This is a genomic window from Clostridium sp. 19966 (assembly GCF_032335695.1).
Classification (GTDB): domain Bacteria; phylum Bacillota; class Clostridia; order Clostridiales; family Clostridiaceae; genus JACTOJ01.
Window position 1 is genome coordinate 274,754 of sequence record NZ_JACTOJ010000003.1, and the last position, 16,699, is coordinate 291,452.

Here is a 16,699-nt window from a genome sequence, read left to right on the forward strand (position 1 = left end):
GGAGGAAATTATGAGTTATAAATTGGTATGTGTAGACATGGATGGAACTTTATTAAACACTAAGCATAAAGTGAGCACTGCCTCTAGGGAAGCTTTAAAAAAAGCTCATGACAAAGGTGTTCATATAGTTGTAAGCACGGGTAGAATGTACACTGATGCAGAAGCATATTCAAGATTAATTGGTACTAAATCAGCGGTTATAGCCTCCAATGGAGCTTATATAAGAGAGAATAATGAAATCATATATAAAAGTTTTTTTAGTGAAGAGGTATGCCTAAAATTATTTCAAATATTTTTAAGATATAATGTAAGTCCCATGTTTTATACTCCAGAGAGAATTTATTATGGAAACTTGATGTTTAAAATATTCTCCGATTATTTAAAATTACGTGGATACATAAATAAAGCTGTAAAATATAAGTGGATTGGAAATGAAAAGCAGTGGAAAAGTGTATTTAGATTAGAAGAAGGTAATATTGTAAAATGTGAATTAATTAATACTGATGTAAATAAATTAAAGAGAGTTAGAGAAGAGTTAGAGAAGCTTAAGGAAATTCAGGTGGCAAGCTCTTCTAAAAATAATATTGAGATAAACTGTCATGGAATATCTAAAGGTACAGCGGTAGAGAGATTAGCAGCCCATTATAATATAAATAGAAAGGAAATTATAGCAATAGGTGACAGTGAGAATGACTTATCTATGATTGAATTTGCAGGCATGGGGATAGCTATGGGAAATGCTATAGATTTAGTAAAAGAGAAAGCTGATTATATTACAGAAACTAATAGTAATGATGGAGTAGCAAAAGCTATAGATAAATTTATTAACAGTAATGAGGATAGAATATGAAGAAGCTAAATGTAAGCTACAACAATACAAAGATAGAATTTGAATTATTATTGGCTCACAGAAAAACTATGAAAATCCAAATAAAAGCGCCGAATACTGTAATAGTGACTGCCCCAATTAATGTTAAAGAAGAATGGGTGCTGGAGAAAATAAAAGATAAGGGAGCTTGGATTATAAAAAAACTAGAAGAAGTGAAATCTGTCCAAATTCCTGCGGAGAAGAAATTTACTAATGGAGAACTTTTCATGTATCTAGGAAAAGAATATCCTCTTCAAATAAATATAGATACGCGGCTTAGAAAACCTAAGATTATGCTTTGGGCTGAGAAAATAATTGTAACTGCAGCTTCTAAGGAAAACCCAGTTATAAGACTATCTTTGGAGCAATGGTACAGAGAAATGGGACAAAAAGTAATAGAAGAAAGAGTTGAATATTATCAAAAATTTTTCCCTTTGAAACCGAGAAGCGTAAAGGTTAAAGAGCAAAAAAGTATATGGGGAAGCTGCACTGGGAGAAATGATCTGTTGTTTAATTGGAGATGTACCATGGGAGTGCTTACTTCCATAGATTATGTAGTAGTGCACGAGATGAGTCATATGATACAGAAGGATCACTCAAAAAAGTTTTGGAGTATAGTAGAAGGTATACTTCCTGATTATAAGGAAAGGCAAGGTTGGCTCAAAATTAATGGTGCTAAGATGAATTTTTAAGCTTATGTTATATTTTACTAATTTCATTGACTTTTTATATGGAATTAATTATAATTATTCTGCAATAAATGTAAAATTTAATTGAAATTTTATCTTATATCAAAAAAAATATAAAAAATAAACGCTATTTGTAATACTGTGTAATTTATTGTAGAGGGAGATATGCATGAATTATAAAGTTGGAAAAAGCTCTAAAACCGATTTGGAACAAGCAATAAAGGAAGCCACCCAAGAACTTAATTCACCTAAATTATTATTGTTTTTTTCTGATGTGGAACATTTCGAAGGATACAATGAAAAGATAGGAGAAGAGTTCAAAAATAGCATTATTCTTGGAGCAACTACTTTTGCTGGCTTTTGTAAAGAAGGAGCTTATAAGAATACATTGCTTGTAATGGGGATTGAAGATGGCATCGAATGTTATGCAGATGTGCTTGAAGAAGCAGATAAATATCCATTAAAATATGTTGACAGATTAATAAACTGTGTGGACAAATTTAAAGATACCTCTAATACGGTATGTTTTGAGATTTCTTCATCATTAATAAGCTGTGAAGAGCTAGTCTTATCAACTCTAAACTCAGTTCTAGAAAAAAAGAACATCCCTTTATTCGGAGGCTCCTCCGGTGACTATGGAAAAGCAGAAAGAACTATGATTTCTTTCAATGGTAAAATATACGATAATGCCTGTGCTTTTGTAATAATAAAAAATCTAGGCGGAAGAATTAGGCTATACAGAGAAAATATATATAGGCCAACTACACATTTCTTTACTGCTACTAAAGTAGATGTAAGAAATCGTATAGTACATGAATTTGATAATAAACCTGCTGCAAAGGTAATGGCTGAAGCACTGAATACAACTGTTGAAAATCTTCCAAAGTATTTAGATAGTTACCCTCTTGGAAGAATTATTGGCAACGATATGTACATTACAGCAAACCAAGCTGTTTGCGAAAATAATGCCATGTCTTATCATGCAAGAGTTTATAATAATTCTAACATGGTGCTTTTAGAACCTGATGATTATAAGAAGGTAATTAATGAAACCGTAGATAAAGTTAAAAAGGAGATACCTAATCCGTCCTTAAGCATAATGATAAATTGCTTGGCGCGATCCATGCTTTTCGAAAAAGATGGATACATAAATGAATTTGCAAAAAATATGAGCATAGCTTTAGGAAATTATATAGGCTTTGCAGGTTATGGAGAACAGCTTAATCATCAGCATTTTAATCAAACTATGGTTCTTGCTGTATTTGAATAGGTGAGGTATAGATATGAAGTGGTTTAGATCAGATAAAACTAAGACCGTAAAGACCAAGGAAGAATCAAATTTTTCAGTAGAACAAAAAGAAATTGTAGATTTGAGAAAAACTCCAGATCATGATAAAAATATTAACTATGGAATTCTACATATTGAAGAAAAACTTGAAGATTTTATGGAAGAAGAAGTAAAAGTAACTCAGTCTATTAAAGATATAGATAATACATATTCAAAAATCAATAGCATACAAGAGATGATTAATAAATTGGATACTAACTTTAATGATTTCAGCCAGTATGCTAGCAAGATAAATGGAGTTATGGAACGTTCTGAAGTGGCAGTTAAGCAAGCAGATGATAAAATGGGGACTTTGGCGCATAAAATTAATGGTACATGTACTCAGCTTGATTCTATTACGCAAGCTTTTTATGGATTGGAAAGCAGCTCTAAAAATATTCAAGAGATGTCTAATAGTATTACAAGTATAGCTGACAGCACCAATCTTTTAGCATTAAATGCGTCCATTGAGGCTGCTAGAGCAGGAGAAGCTGGAAGAGGCTTCGCAGTTGTAGCAGAGGAAATAAGAAAGCTTTCTTCTTCAACTACAGAATTAGTAAGCGGAATAGACGAAAGCGTTAAAAAACTATATGAAAGTATAGACTCCTTGAGAGAAGAAATAAGATCATCAAAAGTAGCCACTCAAGATAATTTTGAATACGCTCAAAATGTTCAAAAAGATTTTAAGCAGGTTACAGACTGCACAGATGAAGTAAAGAACTTTAGTCAGCATATAATAAAAGGCATGAAAATGACAAGCTCTGAAATAAATGGGGCAGCTACAGGAGTTGGATCAGTTGCTGAACTTGTTAATTCCTTTGGGGATAAATTAGACAAATTGAATTTAAGGATGAATACAAGATCTACTATTATTTGTGACATTACTGATTTCCTGCAGCAGATAGAGAACTTGTTAGCAGATTCGATAAAAGAGAAATAAAAAAATATTTTCAAAATATAGCTTTGAGCTTATTTAGTTGCTTGTAACTTGCATACTGAATAAGCTTTGTTTTTTATTTTTGCACCAGCTGTTTTCTATTAGTGAAGAAACCCTTGTAGGATAAATAGCATGCTATGAAAGAAGATATTGAGGTAGTTGAAAGGAGCATGAATGTCACCATTATCTGATATTTGATTGCTTCTACTGGTGGTGTGCCAGCAAGTATAAGCCCTGTCATCATACCGGGTAATGATACAATGCCTAAGGTCTTTGCTGAGTCAATTGTTGGAAGCATGCCAGTTTTTATTGAATCCCTAATTATATCAATAGCAGATGGCAAGATATCCGCGCCAAGTGAAAGCTTTGTTTCAACTTCTTCTCTTTTATTTTTAAAATTTGAACTTAATTGCCTGTAACAAAGTCCTAAAGCTACCATTGCATTGCTTATTATCATACCGCTGACAGGAATAATTTGATAAGGCTCATATTTGATTGCACGAGAAAATACAAGAATAGCAAGGGTTGATATAGTTCCTACAGCTATTGATATAAAAGATATCAGCAGTCCGTTTTTTATTGCTTTACCTCTTTTGGAAGCATTATATGCGGCATTGAAAGTCATGAATAAAAGAAGTATGGTTGTAAATATTGGATTGTTAAAACCAAAAATATAATTAAGCAAATACCCTACAATGATAAGTTGAAGGATTGCTCTGACAACGCTTATTATAATTTCCTTCTCAAGTTTTAATTTCTGAAAATATGAAAACAATAAGGACACCAATACTAGAGATGAGGAAATTAAAAGTGAAGAAGTATTCATTAAATTACTGCTTACGTTCATTTTAGCACCTCCAATGATTTTATTTTACCAGCTTCAATGGTTAATAATTTATGTGCATCTCTCTTACTTTGTTCAGGATTATGTGTTATCCAAATGATGGTTGTACCGTTTTGGTTCAGCAATTTTATCACATTTTCAACAATTAAGGTATTATTAACATCCAGTGCAGAGGTTATTTCATCCAAAAGCAATATTTCAGGCTTAGATAACAATGTTCTGATAAGCGCAATCCTCTGCTTTTCGCCGCCAGACAGATTTTTCACATCCTTTTCTAAATATTCTTTATCAAGATTAAAAAGGGTTAAAAGTTCTTCTGCCCTTTTTAAATCTACTTTAATGCCTCTTATTTGATATGGAAAATAAATATTATCCATAACTGTTTCGCCAAAAAGATATGGAGTTTGAAAGCAGTATGCAATATTTTTTCTGAGTTCAATAGGATTATGTTCCATAATAGATTTATTTTTATATATTATTGTACCTTTTGTTGGACTTATTAGGTGGCAGCAAAGTTTAAGAAAGGTGCTTTTACCACTTCCAGATGGACCGACAACAGAAATATAATCACCTTGATTAATGGACATTGTTATATCTTTTAGTATAGTTTTATTATCATTAATAAAAAATGTATTTTGGAATTCTAATAACGGCAAAGGACTTCCCCCAATCAATAAACATTTTTTTATGTTTTTAATATACGTTTTGAACTTATTATTCAAATTTAGTATCTTATTGACTATAGTTTACTTAGCTGATAAGATAATACAGAAAAACTATTAATTTTTACATCTTACTTCTTAATGAATAGAATAAATAATCTTTTTGCTACAGCTCCATATTTAATGACTAAACTATTTGTCTAAGCTTCATTAAGTCTGAGATTTCATAGGTTGGGTTTAAATTAGTTTTGTTGCTTAATTTTTTCGGATTGTACCAGCAAGTATCTATTCCAAAATTTATGCCGCCTTGTATATCTGAACTTAAGCTGTCGCCAACCATTAATACCTTCTTCTTATTAATGCATTTTAAAGTGTTTAAGGCATACTGAAATATTTCTGGATTAGGTTTTGATATTTCAATTTCCTCAGAAATGACAACTGTTTCAAAAAATTTTCCTATTACAGATTTTCTTACTCTATTATGCTGTACATCCTTTAGACCGTTAGTTACGATAGCAAGTCTATAGGAAGCTTCATGTAAGCTTTCTATTAAATTTGTACTGCTTTCGAATAAAAAGGATGCCTCTGATAGATGCTGAGCGTAGTGTTTTGCGAATTCATTTCCATCAAATTTTTCTTCTAAAGCTTTGGATAATCTTCTGAATCTTTCCACATTCAAGTCTTTCTGTTCAATTAGACCATTTTCGAGTTCCTTCCAAATGGCGGAGTTTATAGTCTTGTATATGCTTAAATGGTAATTTTCATTATAATCTATGTTGAAATCTATCATAGTATTTTTTAAAGCATGCTTTTCAGATTTTTCAAAATCGAATAAGGTTTCATCTGCATCAAATAATATAACTTCATATTTCATGAATATAAATCCCCCTGTAATCTGTGATATGTTATATAAGTTACCACATCTGCGAAAATATTAATAGGACATATGTCATGCTAGTATTTTATTGGAGTAAATTTTTCTTACTATAAAGTAAAATAAAAATTGAATTAGAAAATAGGCTAAGTATTTCTAAAATGTGAGTTTGCTTTTTCAGGTGCTATTGTAGCAATTATTGGAGCACCTTATTTTATATACTTGCTAGCTAGAAAAGGCAAAAAAGCAAATAAAAAATATTATAAAAAACTACAAAAAATTATTATAAAAACTGTTGACAGCTCCAAGAAAACAATGTATGATTAAAACATCAAGAAAACGTTTATATGGTTGTTTGGATTGTTACTGACTCGATCAGGCAAAACCTTAGTTAATTAAAAAGATTTATGTCTTTTATAAATTAACTAAGGTTTTTTTCATAAAAGCTATTATAGGATGGAGGATAGGGATGGTAATACAGAAGATATTTAATAATAATGTCATATTAGCAAAAGATTCAGATAAACATGAATTCGTTGTTATGGGGCGGGGAATCGCATTTAAAAAGAATGCGGGAGAAAAGGTGGATGAGAGTCTTGTAGAGAAGACATTCATTCTTAAACAAAAGGATGCCTCTGAAAAATTTAAGTTATTATTAGAAGATGTGCCTATGGAATATGTATCTCTATGCTATGATGTAATCGAATACGCTAAGAATGTATTAGATATCAAACTAAATGACTATATATATGTTACACTTACAGATCATATCAGCAATACATTAAATATGTATAGCGAGGGAATAAGAAATACTAATCCATTGATTTGGGAAATTAAAAAATTTTATCCCAAGGAATTCAATGTGGGATTAAAAGCATTAGAATTTATTAAGGATGAAACTGAAAAACTTTTAGATGAAGATGAAGCAGCTAATATAGCCCTTCATTTGATAAATGCGCAGATTAACAGTTCCTACAATAAGGCTGATGATGTGGCTAAAAATGCAAAAATGATACAGGATATTTTAAACATTGTCAAGTATACCTATAATATATCACTAGATGAAAAATCTATAAGCTATGAAAGATTTGTTACACATTTAAGGTTTTTCTTCCAAAGGTTAAATAAAAAAGAAAATTCAAAAATAGATGCTGCAGAAGGAGTTGAAGAAGATTTTTTATTGAAACAGGTTAGGGAAAAATATAAATCAGCTTATAATTGTATGCTTAAAATAGAAAAATATTTAGAAAAAGAGTTATCAGATGAAGAAAAATTGTACCTAACTGTTCATATTCAGAGGATTACTCAATAAAATTTAATATTTTGGATTGTTACTGGTAAAGCAGGCGAGACCAAATCAGATAGTAATATATTTTAACGTATTTTACTATCCGTGCTGGGTCTCGCTTTTTTATATAAAAAATACAAAGGAGATGTAAAAAATGAAATATGAAAAACTTGCAAAAGACATCATTAAAAATGTTGGTGGTAAAGAAAACGTTAATAGCTTGACACATTGCGTTACACGTCTGCGTTTTAAATTGAAGGACGAAAGTAAAGCTAATACAGATGTTTTAAAAAATATGGATGGTGTTGTTACTGTAGTAAAGAGCGGTGGGCAATATCAAGTAGTTATAGGTAACCATGTTCCTGAGGTTTATGCAGACGTGGTAGCAGTAGGAGGCTTTCAGACAGCAGCAGGAGCTGAAGAGCCAGAGGAAAAAATTAATGCTTTCAATAAATTTATAGATATTGTATCGGGAGTTTTCACTCCAATCCTAGGAGTGCTATGTGCAACAGGTATGATAAAGGGTATGAATGCATTGCTTGTTGCTTTTGGATTACTTAGTGATAAATCGGGAAGCTATGCAATGTTAAATGGTATTGGTGACAGCTTGTTTTATTTCTTGCCTATATTTCTAGGATACACAGCATCTAAAAAGTTTAAATCCAATGAATTTGTTGGTATGGCGATTGGTGCTTCTATGCTTTATCCTAAGATAGCGGCTTTTAGCGCAGCTCCAGTCATAAATACTTTATTTAAAGGTACTTTAATAGAATCTCCAATACATTTGAACTTCTTGGGTATTCCAGTAATATTAATGGATTATTCTTCCACGGTTATACCTATAATACTAGCAATATTTGCAGCTTCTAAAATTGAAAGAGGCTTTAAGAAGATAGTACCAGATGTTGTTAAAGCTTTCGTTGTTCCATTCTGCACATTGTTAGTTACTGTTCCATTAACCTTTATAGTAATAGGCCCTATAGCAACCTGGGCTGGTAAATTATTAGGAGCGATTACTCTTGCACTTTATAACTTAAGCCCAGTAGTAGCAGGTATATTTATTGGCGGGTTCTGGCAGGTATTTGTAATGTTTGGATTACATTGGGGTCTAGTTCCAATAGCTATAAACAATCTATCAGTATTAAAGGCTGACCCTATCCTTGGAACTATGTTTGGAGCTTCCTTTGCGCAGATAGGTGTAGTATTGGCTATATTAATTAAAACCAAGAATAAGAAGTTAAAGGCTATAGCTCTCCCAGCTTTCATTTCAGGTATATTTGGAGTTACAGAACCAGCTATATACGGTGTTACTCTTCCACGTAAGAAGCCATTCATATTGAGCTGTATTGGCGGAGCAGTAGGCGGAGGCATATTAGGTATTGCAGGAAGCAAGATATATATGATAGGCGGAATGGGTATATTCGGAATTCCAACTTATATATCACCTTCGGGAATAACCGCTGGTTTCTATGGTGCCATAATAGCAATGATAGTAAGCTTCGTTGTAGGTTTCTTATTAATGATGGTTACAGGTTTTAAAGATGACGAAATTCAAGTCGTTAAGAAGGAAGCAGAGGGAGAAGTTCTAGTTAAACAAGAAACTGTAGCTAGCCCATTAAAAGGCGAAGTTAAGGCTTTATCAGAAGTTAAAGATGAAGTGTTTTCCACAGGGGCTTTAGGAAAAGGTGTTGCAATAGAACCAACTGAAGGAAAAGTGGTTGCACCTATAAGCGGAGTATTGACAACAGTATTTCCAACTGGTCATGCAATTGGAATCACAAGTGATGGTGGCGCAGAAATATTGATTCATGTAGGTATGGATACAGTTCAATTGGATGGAAAATATTTTACCGTAAAAGTAAAACAAGGTGATCATGTTACCGTGGGACAAGAATTGTTAGAGTTTGATATAAAAGCAATAAAAGCAGCAGGTTATTCCTTAACAACTCCAATAGTTGTTACTAATTCAGCTAACTACTTAGATATTATAGAAACAGATAAAAAGTCAATTAATTACGAAGAAGAACTATTATCTGTGATGATTTAACCAACAGTAAGTTCTAAGCAGTTTATGCTTGGAACTTATTTCCTATAAAGTTTTCTAAAGAAAGGAGATATATATTTATGAAGGGGTTTCCAAAAGACTTTTTGTGGGGAGGAGCTACAGCTGCTAACCAATGTGAAGGAGGATACTTAGAAGGTGGTAAAGGTTTATCTACAGTGGATGTAATCCCAGCGGGAAAAGATCGCTTTCCTGTGATGCTTGGTAAGAAAAAAATGCTTGAATGTGATAGAGAACACTATTATCCAAGCCATGAAGCTATAGACTTTTATCATAGATACAAAGATGATATAAGATTATTTGCAGATATGGGTTTTAAATGCTTTAGACTCTCCTTATCTTGGACGAGGATATTTCCTAATGGAGATGACAAAGAGCCTAATGAAGAGGGATTAAAATTTTACGATGCTGTGTTCGATGAATGTATTAAGCAGGGCATAGAACCCTTAGTAACTATAACTCATTTTGATGTGCCAATAAATTTGGTAAAGACGATAAATTCTTGGAAGAGTCGTAAAATGGTTCAGCATTATGAAAGATTGTGTGAAACCATTTTTACTCGTTATAAAAATAAGGTTAAATATTGGCTTACCTTTAATGAAATTAATATGCTTTTGCATCTGCCTTTTGTAGGAGCAGGCTTGGTATTTGAAGAAGGAGAAGATGAAGAAGCCATTAAATATCAGGCCGCTCATCATCAGTTAATAGCCAGTGCTAAGGCTACTGAAATAGCTCATAGAATAAATCCAGAATTTAAGATAGGCTGCATGCTTGCGGCAGGGAATACCTACGCCAATACCTGTGCCCCAGAGGATGTCTGGAAGGCTTTAGAAAAGGATAGAGAAAACTACTTTTTTATTGATGTGCAATCACGAGGAGAATATCCTAACTATGCTAAAAAGATGTTTGAGATAAAAGGGATAAATGTAGTTATGGAACCTGGAGATGAGGAACTTTTAAAGAAGAACACTGTGGATTTTGTATCCTTTAGCTACTATGCATCAAGACTTACTAGTGCTGACCCAAAGGCAAGCTCACAGACAGAGGGAAATGTATTTGCCACTCTTAAAAATCCATATTTAAAAGCTAGTGAATGGGGATGGCAGATTGATCCTATTGGGTTAAGAATAACTCTTAACTCTCTTTATGACAGATATCAAAAACCTTTATTTATTGTAGAGAATGGATTGGGAGCAATAGACACTCTAGATTCACAAGGTAATATAGAGGATGATTATAGAATCGAATATTTAAGAGAGCATATTAAAGCTATGAGAGCTGCAATTAATGAGGATGGAGTTGAATTATTAGGTTATACCCCTTGGGGCTGTATAGATTTAGTAAGTGCCTCTACAGGAGAAATGAAAAAACGTTATGGGTTTATATATGTTGATAATGATAATGAAGGAAAAGGAACACTAATCAGAAGCAAGAAAAAAAGTTTTTATTGGTATAAAAATGTAATTACCACTAATGGTAAGGAATTATAAAAAGGAGTGATAATATGGCAGATATTAAATTTAAAAAAGGGTTTTTATGGGGAGGAGCTACGGCTGCTAACCAATTTGAAGGTGGATATAGCCAAGGCGGAAAAGGATTAAGTACAGCAGATGTAATGACTGGAGGGACTCATACAACTCCAAGAAGAATAACTCCTGTTTTAGAAGGAGAAACTTTCTATCCAAGTCATGAGGCTATAGATTTTTATCATCGCTATAAGGAAGATATTAAGCTATTTGCAGAAATGGGTTTTAAGGTTTTCAGAATGTCTATTGCCTGGTCCAGAATTTTCCCTAATGGAGATGATTTAGAACCTAATGAAGAGGGCTTGAAATTCTATGATTCTGTATTTGCTGAGCTAAAGAAATACAATATAGAACCTTTGGTAACCATATCTCACTATGAAGCACCTTTTAATTTAGCACAGAAATATAATGGCTGGGCAGATAGAAGAGTAGTTGATTTCTATGTTAGATACTGTAAAGTAATATTTAATAGATACAAAGATGTGGTTAAGTATTGGTTAACCTTTAATGAAATAAATTGTTTAACCATGCCTTTTGGAAGCTTCTTGGCGGGAGCTATTATTCCTAAGGAAGCTGAATTAAAGAGCGGTTTAGATAGCAATGCACAGGAAAGATTTCAAGGACTTCATCATCAATTTATAGCGAGTGCAAAAGCAGTGAAGCTTGGACATGAAATTAATAAGGATTTCAAAATAGGCTGTATGATAGCTTATATGTGCTCTTACCCGCTTACCTGCAATCCAGAAGACATATTATTAGCCCAAGAGAAGGATAATATCAGTAACTTCTTGTGTTCGGATGTTCAGGTGAGAGGTTATTATCCTGGCTTTGCTAAAAAATATTTTAGAGAGAATAATATAAACATATTTATGGAAGAGGGAGACGAAGATATTCTGAGAAATGGATGTGTGGACTTCTATACTTTCAGTTACTATATGTCAGTATGTGTCAGTGCAGATCCTAATCAGGAGAGCATAGGAGGAAATCTCGCTATCGGTTTAAAAAATCCATACCTTAAAGCTAGCGATTGGGGGTGGCAGATAGATCCCAAAGGTTTGAGATGGTCTTTAAATAACATATATAACAGATATCAGATTCCTTTAATGGTGGTTGAAAATGGATTAGGAGCTGTGGATACGATTGAAGCTGATGGGTCTATAAAAGATGATTATAGAATAGATTATTTAAGAGAACACATAAAAGAAATGAAAGAAGCAGTGGCAGATGGCGTGGATTTAATAGGTTATACACCTTGGGGCTGCATAGATTTAGTAAGTGCTTCTACAGGAGAAATGAAAAAGCGATATGGCTTCATTTACGTAGATAAGGACAATGATGGCAAGGGAAGCCTAGACAGATTAAGAAAGGACAGTTTTTATTGGTATAAAAAGGTTATAGAATCTAATGGAGAAGAACTATAATTGAATGTGTTTTAAATAAGTGCAGTGCAACCTGCACTTATTTTTTTAAAATTCAATTTTCTCCTATGCAATAATTTTTAATTAATGGATTGTCATAAACCAAATTTTATGTAAAAGTATAATTATATTATTTGAAATATTATTTTTTTATATATAAATTGCAGATAAAATTATTGAAAGAGGACGATTATGAAAATTAAAGCTTTTAAATTAAATTCATTTGCAAAAAAATCTGGAGGAGGAAATCCAGCTGGAATTGTTTTAGAAGCTGATTTTTTATCAGATGAAGAAATGAAAAGAATTGCTGAAAAATTGGGTTTTTCAGAGACGGCATTTATTTCGAAATCTAATTTAGCAGATTTTAAATTGAGATTTTTTACACCTAATGATGAAGTAAATTTATGTGGACATGCTACTGTTGGAAGCTTTTTTACCCTTTTTAAGCAGGGTATAATAGCATCAGGAGTCTACACTCAGGAGGTTAAAGCAGGAATTTTAGAAATAGAAGTGAACCAAGATGGAATAGTAACTATGGAACAAAACTGTCCAACTTATTATGACATTTTAAATAATGAAGAAATAACCGGCTCGTTGAGCATAGGGACTAATGAAATTATTGAAGAGTTGCCAATTCAAATCGTATCCACTGGACTAAAGGATATAATTATTCCTGTGAAAAGCTTGGATATAATCAATAAAATATCTCCGAATTTAGATAGAATAAAGCATATAAGCAAAAAATATGGAGTTATAGGATATCATGTTTTTACTCTTGAGACTCTACATAATGCTTCAGCACATTGTAGAAATTTTGCACCGCTTTACGGAATTAATGAAGAGTCTGCTACAGGAACCTCCAATGGTGCTTTAGCCTGTTATTTATATAAGTATGGTAAGGTAAAAGATATGGAAAATATTGTGATGGAACAGGGATATTCCATGAACAGGCCCTCAGAGATTCATGTAAAATTATCTTCGGAAAATGATAAAATAAAAAAAGTTATGGTGGGTGGAAAAGCTCTCGATTTGCAGGAAATAGAGGTTGAATTATAATGGTAATTAACCTCTTGATGTGATATTATTATAAATTAAGATTAGATTTTGATTATACACTTTGCATTAGAATTACATAAGAGGGAAGGAGAAACAGATGATATTTTTTGGACATTTGGGTATAACTACAGGGGCTTTTAAAGTTTATGAAAGCATATTTAATAAAAATGAGGATAGAGAAAGTAAGCCATTGATAGATTATAGAATCGTACTGGTGGGATCAATATTGCCAGATATAATAGATAAACCTATAGGAGCGTTTTTATTTAGAAGCACCTTTCACAATAGCCGTATATTCGGTCATACTCTGCTATTTTCTTTAATTTTGATATTGATAGGATTATTTAGGCTCTTAAAGGAAAGAAAAAATAGAATATTATTATTAGGAATAAGCAGCAGCATTCATTTAATTTTAGATAGTATGTGGCTTTATACTAAGATATTATTTTGGCCTTATTACGGATGGAAGTTTCCTGAAAGACCGGAAGGAAATTGGCTAAATAATGATATAATAAGGCTCATCACAGATCCATTCTATTATTTACCTGAAACAATAGGATTCATAATATTGGCTTATTATATCATAAAAACTATAAGAGGAAAGCAATTTAATAATTTTATTAAACAAGGAAAATTGCTTTAAAAAGGCTATGCTTTAAAAGAATGTTGATATGACCTAGAGAACTCCAAGGTAATATCAACATTTTTTAGTATAGTTTGAAATATCCTATTAAAAGCTTTTGGCTTTTTCTTCAGCTTCTTTTGTGGCTTTTTCAACAATATCATCCACATCGCTGCCAACTACATCTAATCCTTCAGCAGCAACAGTTGTAAAATCTGTAATGCCTAAAAAACCTAAAATTGTTCTTAGGTATCTGTCTCCCATCTCAAAGCCTGACATTGGCTCGGAGGAATATGCGCCTCCTCTTGAAGTGATGTTAATGGCTTTTTTCCCTTTACACAAACCTACAGGTCCTTCAGCGGTATATTTAAAGGTAATTCCAGTAACGCATATATAATCTATATATGCCTTTAATATAGCAGGAATACTTAAGTTCCATAAAGGCTCTGCTATTACGTATTTATCCGCTTCCACAAATTGAAAAGCGTATTTTAGTATGGGATGATTTCTGCCTTCTCCAGGTGCAGGCATATGAAGATCACTTAACTCTCCTTGAGGGAGAAAGTTTATTCCTTCATTATATAAATCTAGAGTTATTATTTCATCCTGTGGATGAAGCTCTTTATACTTGTGTATAAAACCTTCAGAAATCTTATAGGTTCTAGACGTACCATTAGGACGGGCATTTGCTTTAATATATAATATTTTGCTCATGATTATTCCTCCTCGTATAATACTTTTTTTATTAATAATAGTTTAATCTTAAAATATTTAAATATTCTAAGCATAATTTATAACTTACATCAATGGAGCGAAAACTCTAAGCACCAAACGAATTAGTACCTTATACCATTTTAAAGATTTTATATCTTCAAGGGTAATTTGTCTACATTTATCTAAAGTTTTAAGAAAGTCTGCTTTCATTGCTGGAATGCAGCTATTTTCATATAACCAAATACCACATTCAAAATGCAAATATAGGCTCCTAAAGTCCATGTTTATGGTGCCAACTACACCATAAGCATCATCGGCAACGTAAATTTTGGAGTGCATGAAACCAGGAGTATATTCATATATCTTTACGCCGCTTTCTACAAGTATTCGGTAAAATGATCTAGTAACGGAATGCACTAATCTTTTATCAGGAATGTGAGGGGTTATGATTCTAACATCAACTCCGCTCTTAGCTGCAGAAGTCAAAGCTATTGTCATTTCATTACCAATAATTAAATATGGAGTAGTAATATAAATATATTTTTTTGCTTTATTGATCATATTAAGATAAACTATTTCTCCCACAGGCTCATCATCTAAAGGATTATCGGCAAAAGGCTGAACATAGCCATCTGGACATATACTATCACTAAATGCAGCTTCATTTCTGAATTTGCTAAAATCTTCAGATATGCCCTTAAGATAGTCCCACATTGACAAGAAGATTACTGTAAGGCTCCACACAGCTTCACCTTTTAACATGATAGCACTATCTTTCCAATGACCGTATTTTTCTATGGCATTTATGTATTCATCCGCTAAATTCATTCCTCCTGTAAATCCGGTGTATCCATCAATTATGGCTATTTTACGATGATCGCGATTATTTAATCTAAAGGATAAAAGAGGAATTAATGGATTGAAAACGCAGCATTTGATTCCCAAACGCTCTAATTTTTTATAGTATCTATGGGGCAAAGTTAAAAGACAGCCAACGTCATCATAGATTAACCTAACATCTACACCAGCTTTAACCTTATCTATCAATATATCAAGTATGCTATTCCAAACAATACCATCATTTATAATAAAATATTCTAGAAAAATAAAATGCTTAGCATTTTTTAACTCTTCCTTTAATTTTTCAAAAGCCTCCTCACCCGAAGAAAGATATTTTGTTGAGGTATTTATATATGGAGGGCAATTAGCATAATTATGAATGTATCTTGATTGATTTACCGCAGTTTTACTTTTGCTTTGGATTTCCTCTAAAATATTATCATTGAAGCATAATGCTTCATTACTTTTAGAGGAGATACTTTTCATTTTTTTCTTAGTTAATCTATTTAGCTTATTTCGTCCAAAGAATATGTAAAATAATCCACCAAAAATAGGAAAAAGCAGTATAGGAATAATCCATGCTATTTTATAAGCGGGATTACTTTTATTATTTAAAATTAATAGTATTACAAAAAAACTTACAACAATACTAAGACCATAAAATAGGACGAAATATTCTTTAAACTTGAAAATCACCCATATTAAAACTAAAAGTTGTATTGCTATAGAGTAAAATACAAATGTAGCTCGGTGAAATAAAAGTTTTTTTACAAATTTCACGTATTCATCTCCCTGTGATTTTTTTTGTATAACTATATTATTACATAAATTAGCTATATTGTGTCAATAAATTATGTAATAGATGTTTTTACATAGTAATTATAATAGAAATATAAGAAAAAACTGAGCTAAACAATGATGCATATTATGACAAAAGCAGAACAAATAAAAATGCACTGACTTAACTTTTAT

Annotated in this window: 15 protein-coding genes; 10 read left to right on the top strand and 5 right to left on the bottom strand. The window is 32.2% G+C overall.

Going from position 1 to position 16,699, the window contains the following annotated elements; genetic code table 11:
* Positions 1-10: 10 nt before the first annotated feature.
* The 4 genes from IAI10_RS04815 to IAI10_RS04830 all read left to right on the top strand — a co-directional run bounded on the left by IAI10_RS04815 (position 11) and on the right by IAI10_RS04830 (position 3,824).
* Entirely contained in the window at positions 11-850 is an 840-nt protein-coding gene (locus IAI10_RS04815) for a Cof-type HAD-IIB family hydrolase (RefSeq protein ID WP_315672146.1), read from the top strand.
* On the top strand, positions 847-1,560 hold the full coding sequence (locus IAI10_RS04820) for a SprT family zinc-dependent metalloprotease (protein ID WP_315672147.1): 714 nt from the start codon (positions 847-849) through the stop codon (positions 1,558-1,560). Before IAI10_RS04815 ends, IAI10_RS04820 begins: the two co-directional genes overlap by 4 nt.
* 166 nt (positions 1,561-1,726) lie before the next feature.
* Positions 1,727-2,827: an FIST N-terminal domain-containing protein gene (locus tag IAI10_RS04825; RefSeq protein ID WP_315672148.1), complete on the top strand. Its 1,101-nt coding sequence runs from the start codon at positions 1,727-1,729 to the stop codon at positions 2,825-2,827.
* Positions 2,828-2,840: 13 nt separating this feature from the next.
* Positions 2,841-3,824, top strand: coding sequence for a methyl-accepting chemotaxis protein (locus IAI10_RS04830; RefSeq protein ID WP_315672149.1), 984 nt, complete (start codon positions 2,841-2,843; stop codon positions 3,822-3,824).
* Positions 3,825-3,897: 73 nt separating this feature from the next.
* On the opposite strand, the gene IAI10_RS04835 is transcribed toward IAI10_RS04830, so the two are convergent.
* The 3 genes from IAI10_RS04835 to IAI10_RS04845 form a co-directional block, all read right to left on the bottom strand.
* Positions 3,898-4,668, bottom strand: a complete 771-nt coding sequence (locus IAI10_RS04835; protein WP_315672150.1) for an ABC transporter permease — start codon at positions 4,666-4,668, stop codon at positions 3,898-3,900.
* Positions 4,665-5,321, bottom strand: a complete 657-nt coding sequence (locus IAI10_RS04840; RefSeq protein ID WP_315672151.1) for an ATP-binding cassette domain-containing protein — start codon at positions 5,319-5,321, stop codon at positions 4,665-4,667. Before IAI10_RS04840 ends, IAI10_RS04835 begins: the two co-directional genes overlap by 4 nt.
* 193 nt (positions 5,322-5,514) lie before the next feature.
* Entirely contained in the window at positions 5,515-6,201 is a 687-nt protein-coding gene (locus IAI10_RS04845; RefSeq protein ID WP_315672152.1) for a YjjG family noncanonical pyrimidine nucleotidase, read from the bottom strand.
* A 469-nt stretch (positions 6,202-6,670) separates the two neighbouring features.
* Between IAI10_RS04845 and licT the strand changes: the two genes are divergently transcribed.
* The 6 genes from licT to IAI10_RS04875 all read left to right on the top strand — a co-directional run bounded on the left by licT (position 6,671) and on the right by IAI10_RS04875 (position 14,194).
* Complete coding sequence (gene licT, locus IAI10_RS04850; protein WP_315672153.1) at positions 6,671-7,513, top strand: BglG family transcription antiterminator LicT; 843 nt, start codon at positions 6,671-6,673, stop codon at positions 7,511-7,513.
* Positions 7,514-7,643: 130 nt separating this feature from the next.
* Complete coding sequence (locus tag IAI10_RS04855; RefSeq protein WP_315672154.1) at positions 7,644-9,536, top strand: beta-glucoside-specific PTS transporter subunit IIABC; 1,893 nt, start codon at positions 7,644-7,646, stop codon at positions 9,534-9,536.
* Positions 9,537-9,613: 77 nt separating this feature from the next.
* Positions 9,614-11,041, top strand: a complete 1,428-nt coding sequence (locus tag IAI10_RS04860; protein ID WP_315672155.1) for a 6-phospho-beta-glucosidase — start codon at positions 9,614-9,616, stop codon at positions 11,039-11,041.
* 14 nt (positions 11,042-11,055) lie between these two features.
* Positions 11,056-12,498 (top strand): 6-phospho-beta-glucosidase, encoded by a 1,443-nt coding sequence (locus IAI10_RS04865; RefSeq protein ID WP_315672156.1) that lies wholly within the window; start codon positions 11,056-11,058, stop codon positions 12,496-12,498.
* Between the two features lie 189 nt (positions 12,499-12,687).
* The gene (locus tag IAI10_RS04870; RefSeq protein ID WP_315672157.1) at positions 12,688-13,551 is read left to right on the top strand and encodes a PhzF family phenazine biosynthesis protein; all 864 of its coding nucleotides are present in this window, start codon (positions 12,688-12,690) and stop codon (positions 13,549-13,551) included.
* A 97-nt stretch (positions 13,552-13,648) separates the two neighbouring features.
* Complete coding sequence (locus IAI10_RS04875) at positions 13,649-14,194, top strand: metal-dependent hydrolase (protein ID WP_315672158.1); 546 nt, start codon at positions 13,649-13,651, stop codon at positions 14,192-14,194.
* A gap of 87 nt (positions 14,195-14,281) precedes the next feature.
* Here the strand turns inward: IAI10_RS04875 and IAI10_RS04880 are convergent, their stop codons facing one another.
* Together IAI10_RS04880 and cls are read right to left on the bottom strand one after the other, a co-directional pair.
* Positions 14,282-14,887 carry an FMN-dependent NADH-azoreductase gene (locus IAI10_RS04880; RefSeq protein WP_315672159.1) on the bottom strand — a complete coding sequence of 202 codons (606 nt, stop codon included), beginning with the start codon at positions 14,885-14,887 and terminating at the stop codon, positions 14,282-14,284.
* 84 nt (positions 14,888-14,971) lie between these two features.
* A complete protein-coding gene (cls, locus tag IAI10_RS04885) occupies positions 14,972-16,507 on the bottom strand; it encodes a cardiolipin synthase (RefSeq protein ID WP_315672160.1) in 1,536 nt (511 codons plus the stop codon).
* Positions 16,508-16,699 lie beyond the last annotated feature (192 nt).

What these genes read in the sequence shown, in the direction of transcription:
- IAI10_RS04855 (WP_315672154.1), top strand. Translation starts at nt 7,644, where the DNA reads ATGAAATATGAAAAACTTGCAAAAGACATCATTAAAAATGTTGGTGGT.
- IAI10_RS04835 (WP_315672150.1), bottom strand. Translation starts at nt 4,668, where the DNA reads ATGAACGTAAGCAGTAATTTAATGAATACTTCTTCACTTTTAATTTCC.
- IAI10_RS04880 (WP_315672159.1), bottom strand. Translation starts at nt 14,887, where the DNA reads ATGAGCAAAATATTATATATTAAAGCAAATGCCCGTCCTAATGGTACG.
- IAI10_RS04865 (WP_315672156.1), top strand. Translation starts at nt 11,056, where the DNA reads ATGGCAGATATTAAATTTAAAAAAGGGTTTTTATGGGGAGGAGCTACG.
- IAI10_RS04875 (WP_315672158.1), top strand. Translation starts at nt 13,649, where the DNA reads ATGATATTTTTTGGACATTTGGGTATAACTACAGGGGCTTTTAAAGTT.
- IAI10_RS04815 (WP_315672146.1), top strand. Translation starts at nt 11, where the DNA reads ATGAGTTATAAATTGGTATGTGTAGACATGGATGGAACTTTATTAAAC.
- IAI10_RS04860 (WP_315672155.1), top strand. Translation starts at nt 9,614, where the DNA reads ATGAAGGGGTTTCCAAAAGACTTTTTGTGGGGAGGAGCTACAGCTGCT.
- licT (WP_315672153.1), top strand. Translation starts at nt 6,671, where the DNA reads ATGGTAATACAGAAGATATTTAATAATAATGTCATATTAGCAAAAGAT.
- IAI10_RS04845 (WP_315672152.1), bottom strand. Translation starts at nt 6,201, where the DNA reads ATGAAATATGAAGTTATATTATTTGATGCAGATGAAACCTTATTCGAT.
- IAI10_RS04820 (WP_315672147.1), top strand. Translation starts at nt 847, where the DNA reads ATGAAGAAGCTAAATGTAAGCTACAACAATACAAAGATAGAATTTGAA.
- IAI10_RS04830 (WP_315672149.1), top strand. Translation starts at nt 2,841, where the DNA reads ATGAAGTGGTTTAGATCAGATAAAACTAAGACCGTAAAGACCAAGGAA.
- IAI10_RS04870 (WP_315672157.1), top strand. Translation starts at nt 12,688, where the DNA reads ATGAAAATTAAAGCTTTTAAATTAAATTCATTTGCAAAAAAATCTGGA.
- IAI10_RS04825 (WP_315672148.1), top strand. Translation starts at nt 1,727, where the DNA reads ATGAATTATAAAGTTGGAAAAAGCTCTAAAACCGATTTGGAACAAGCA.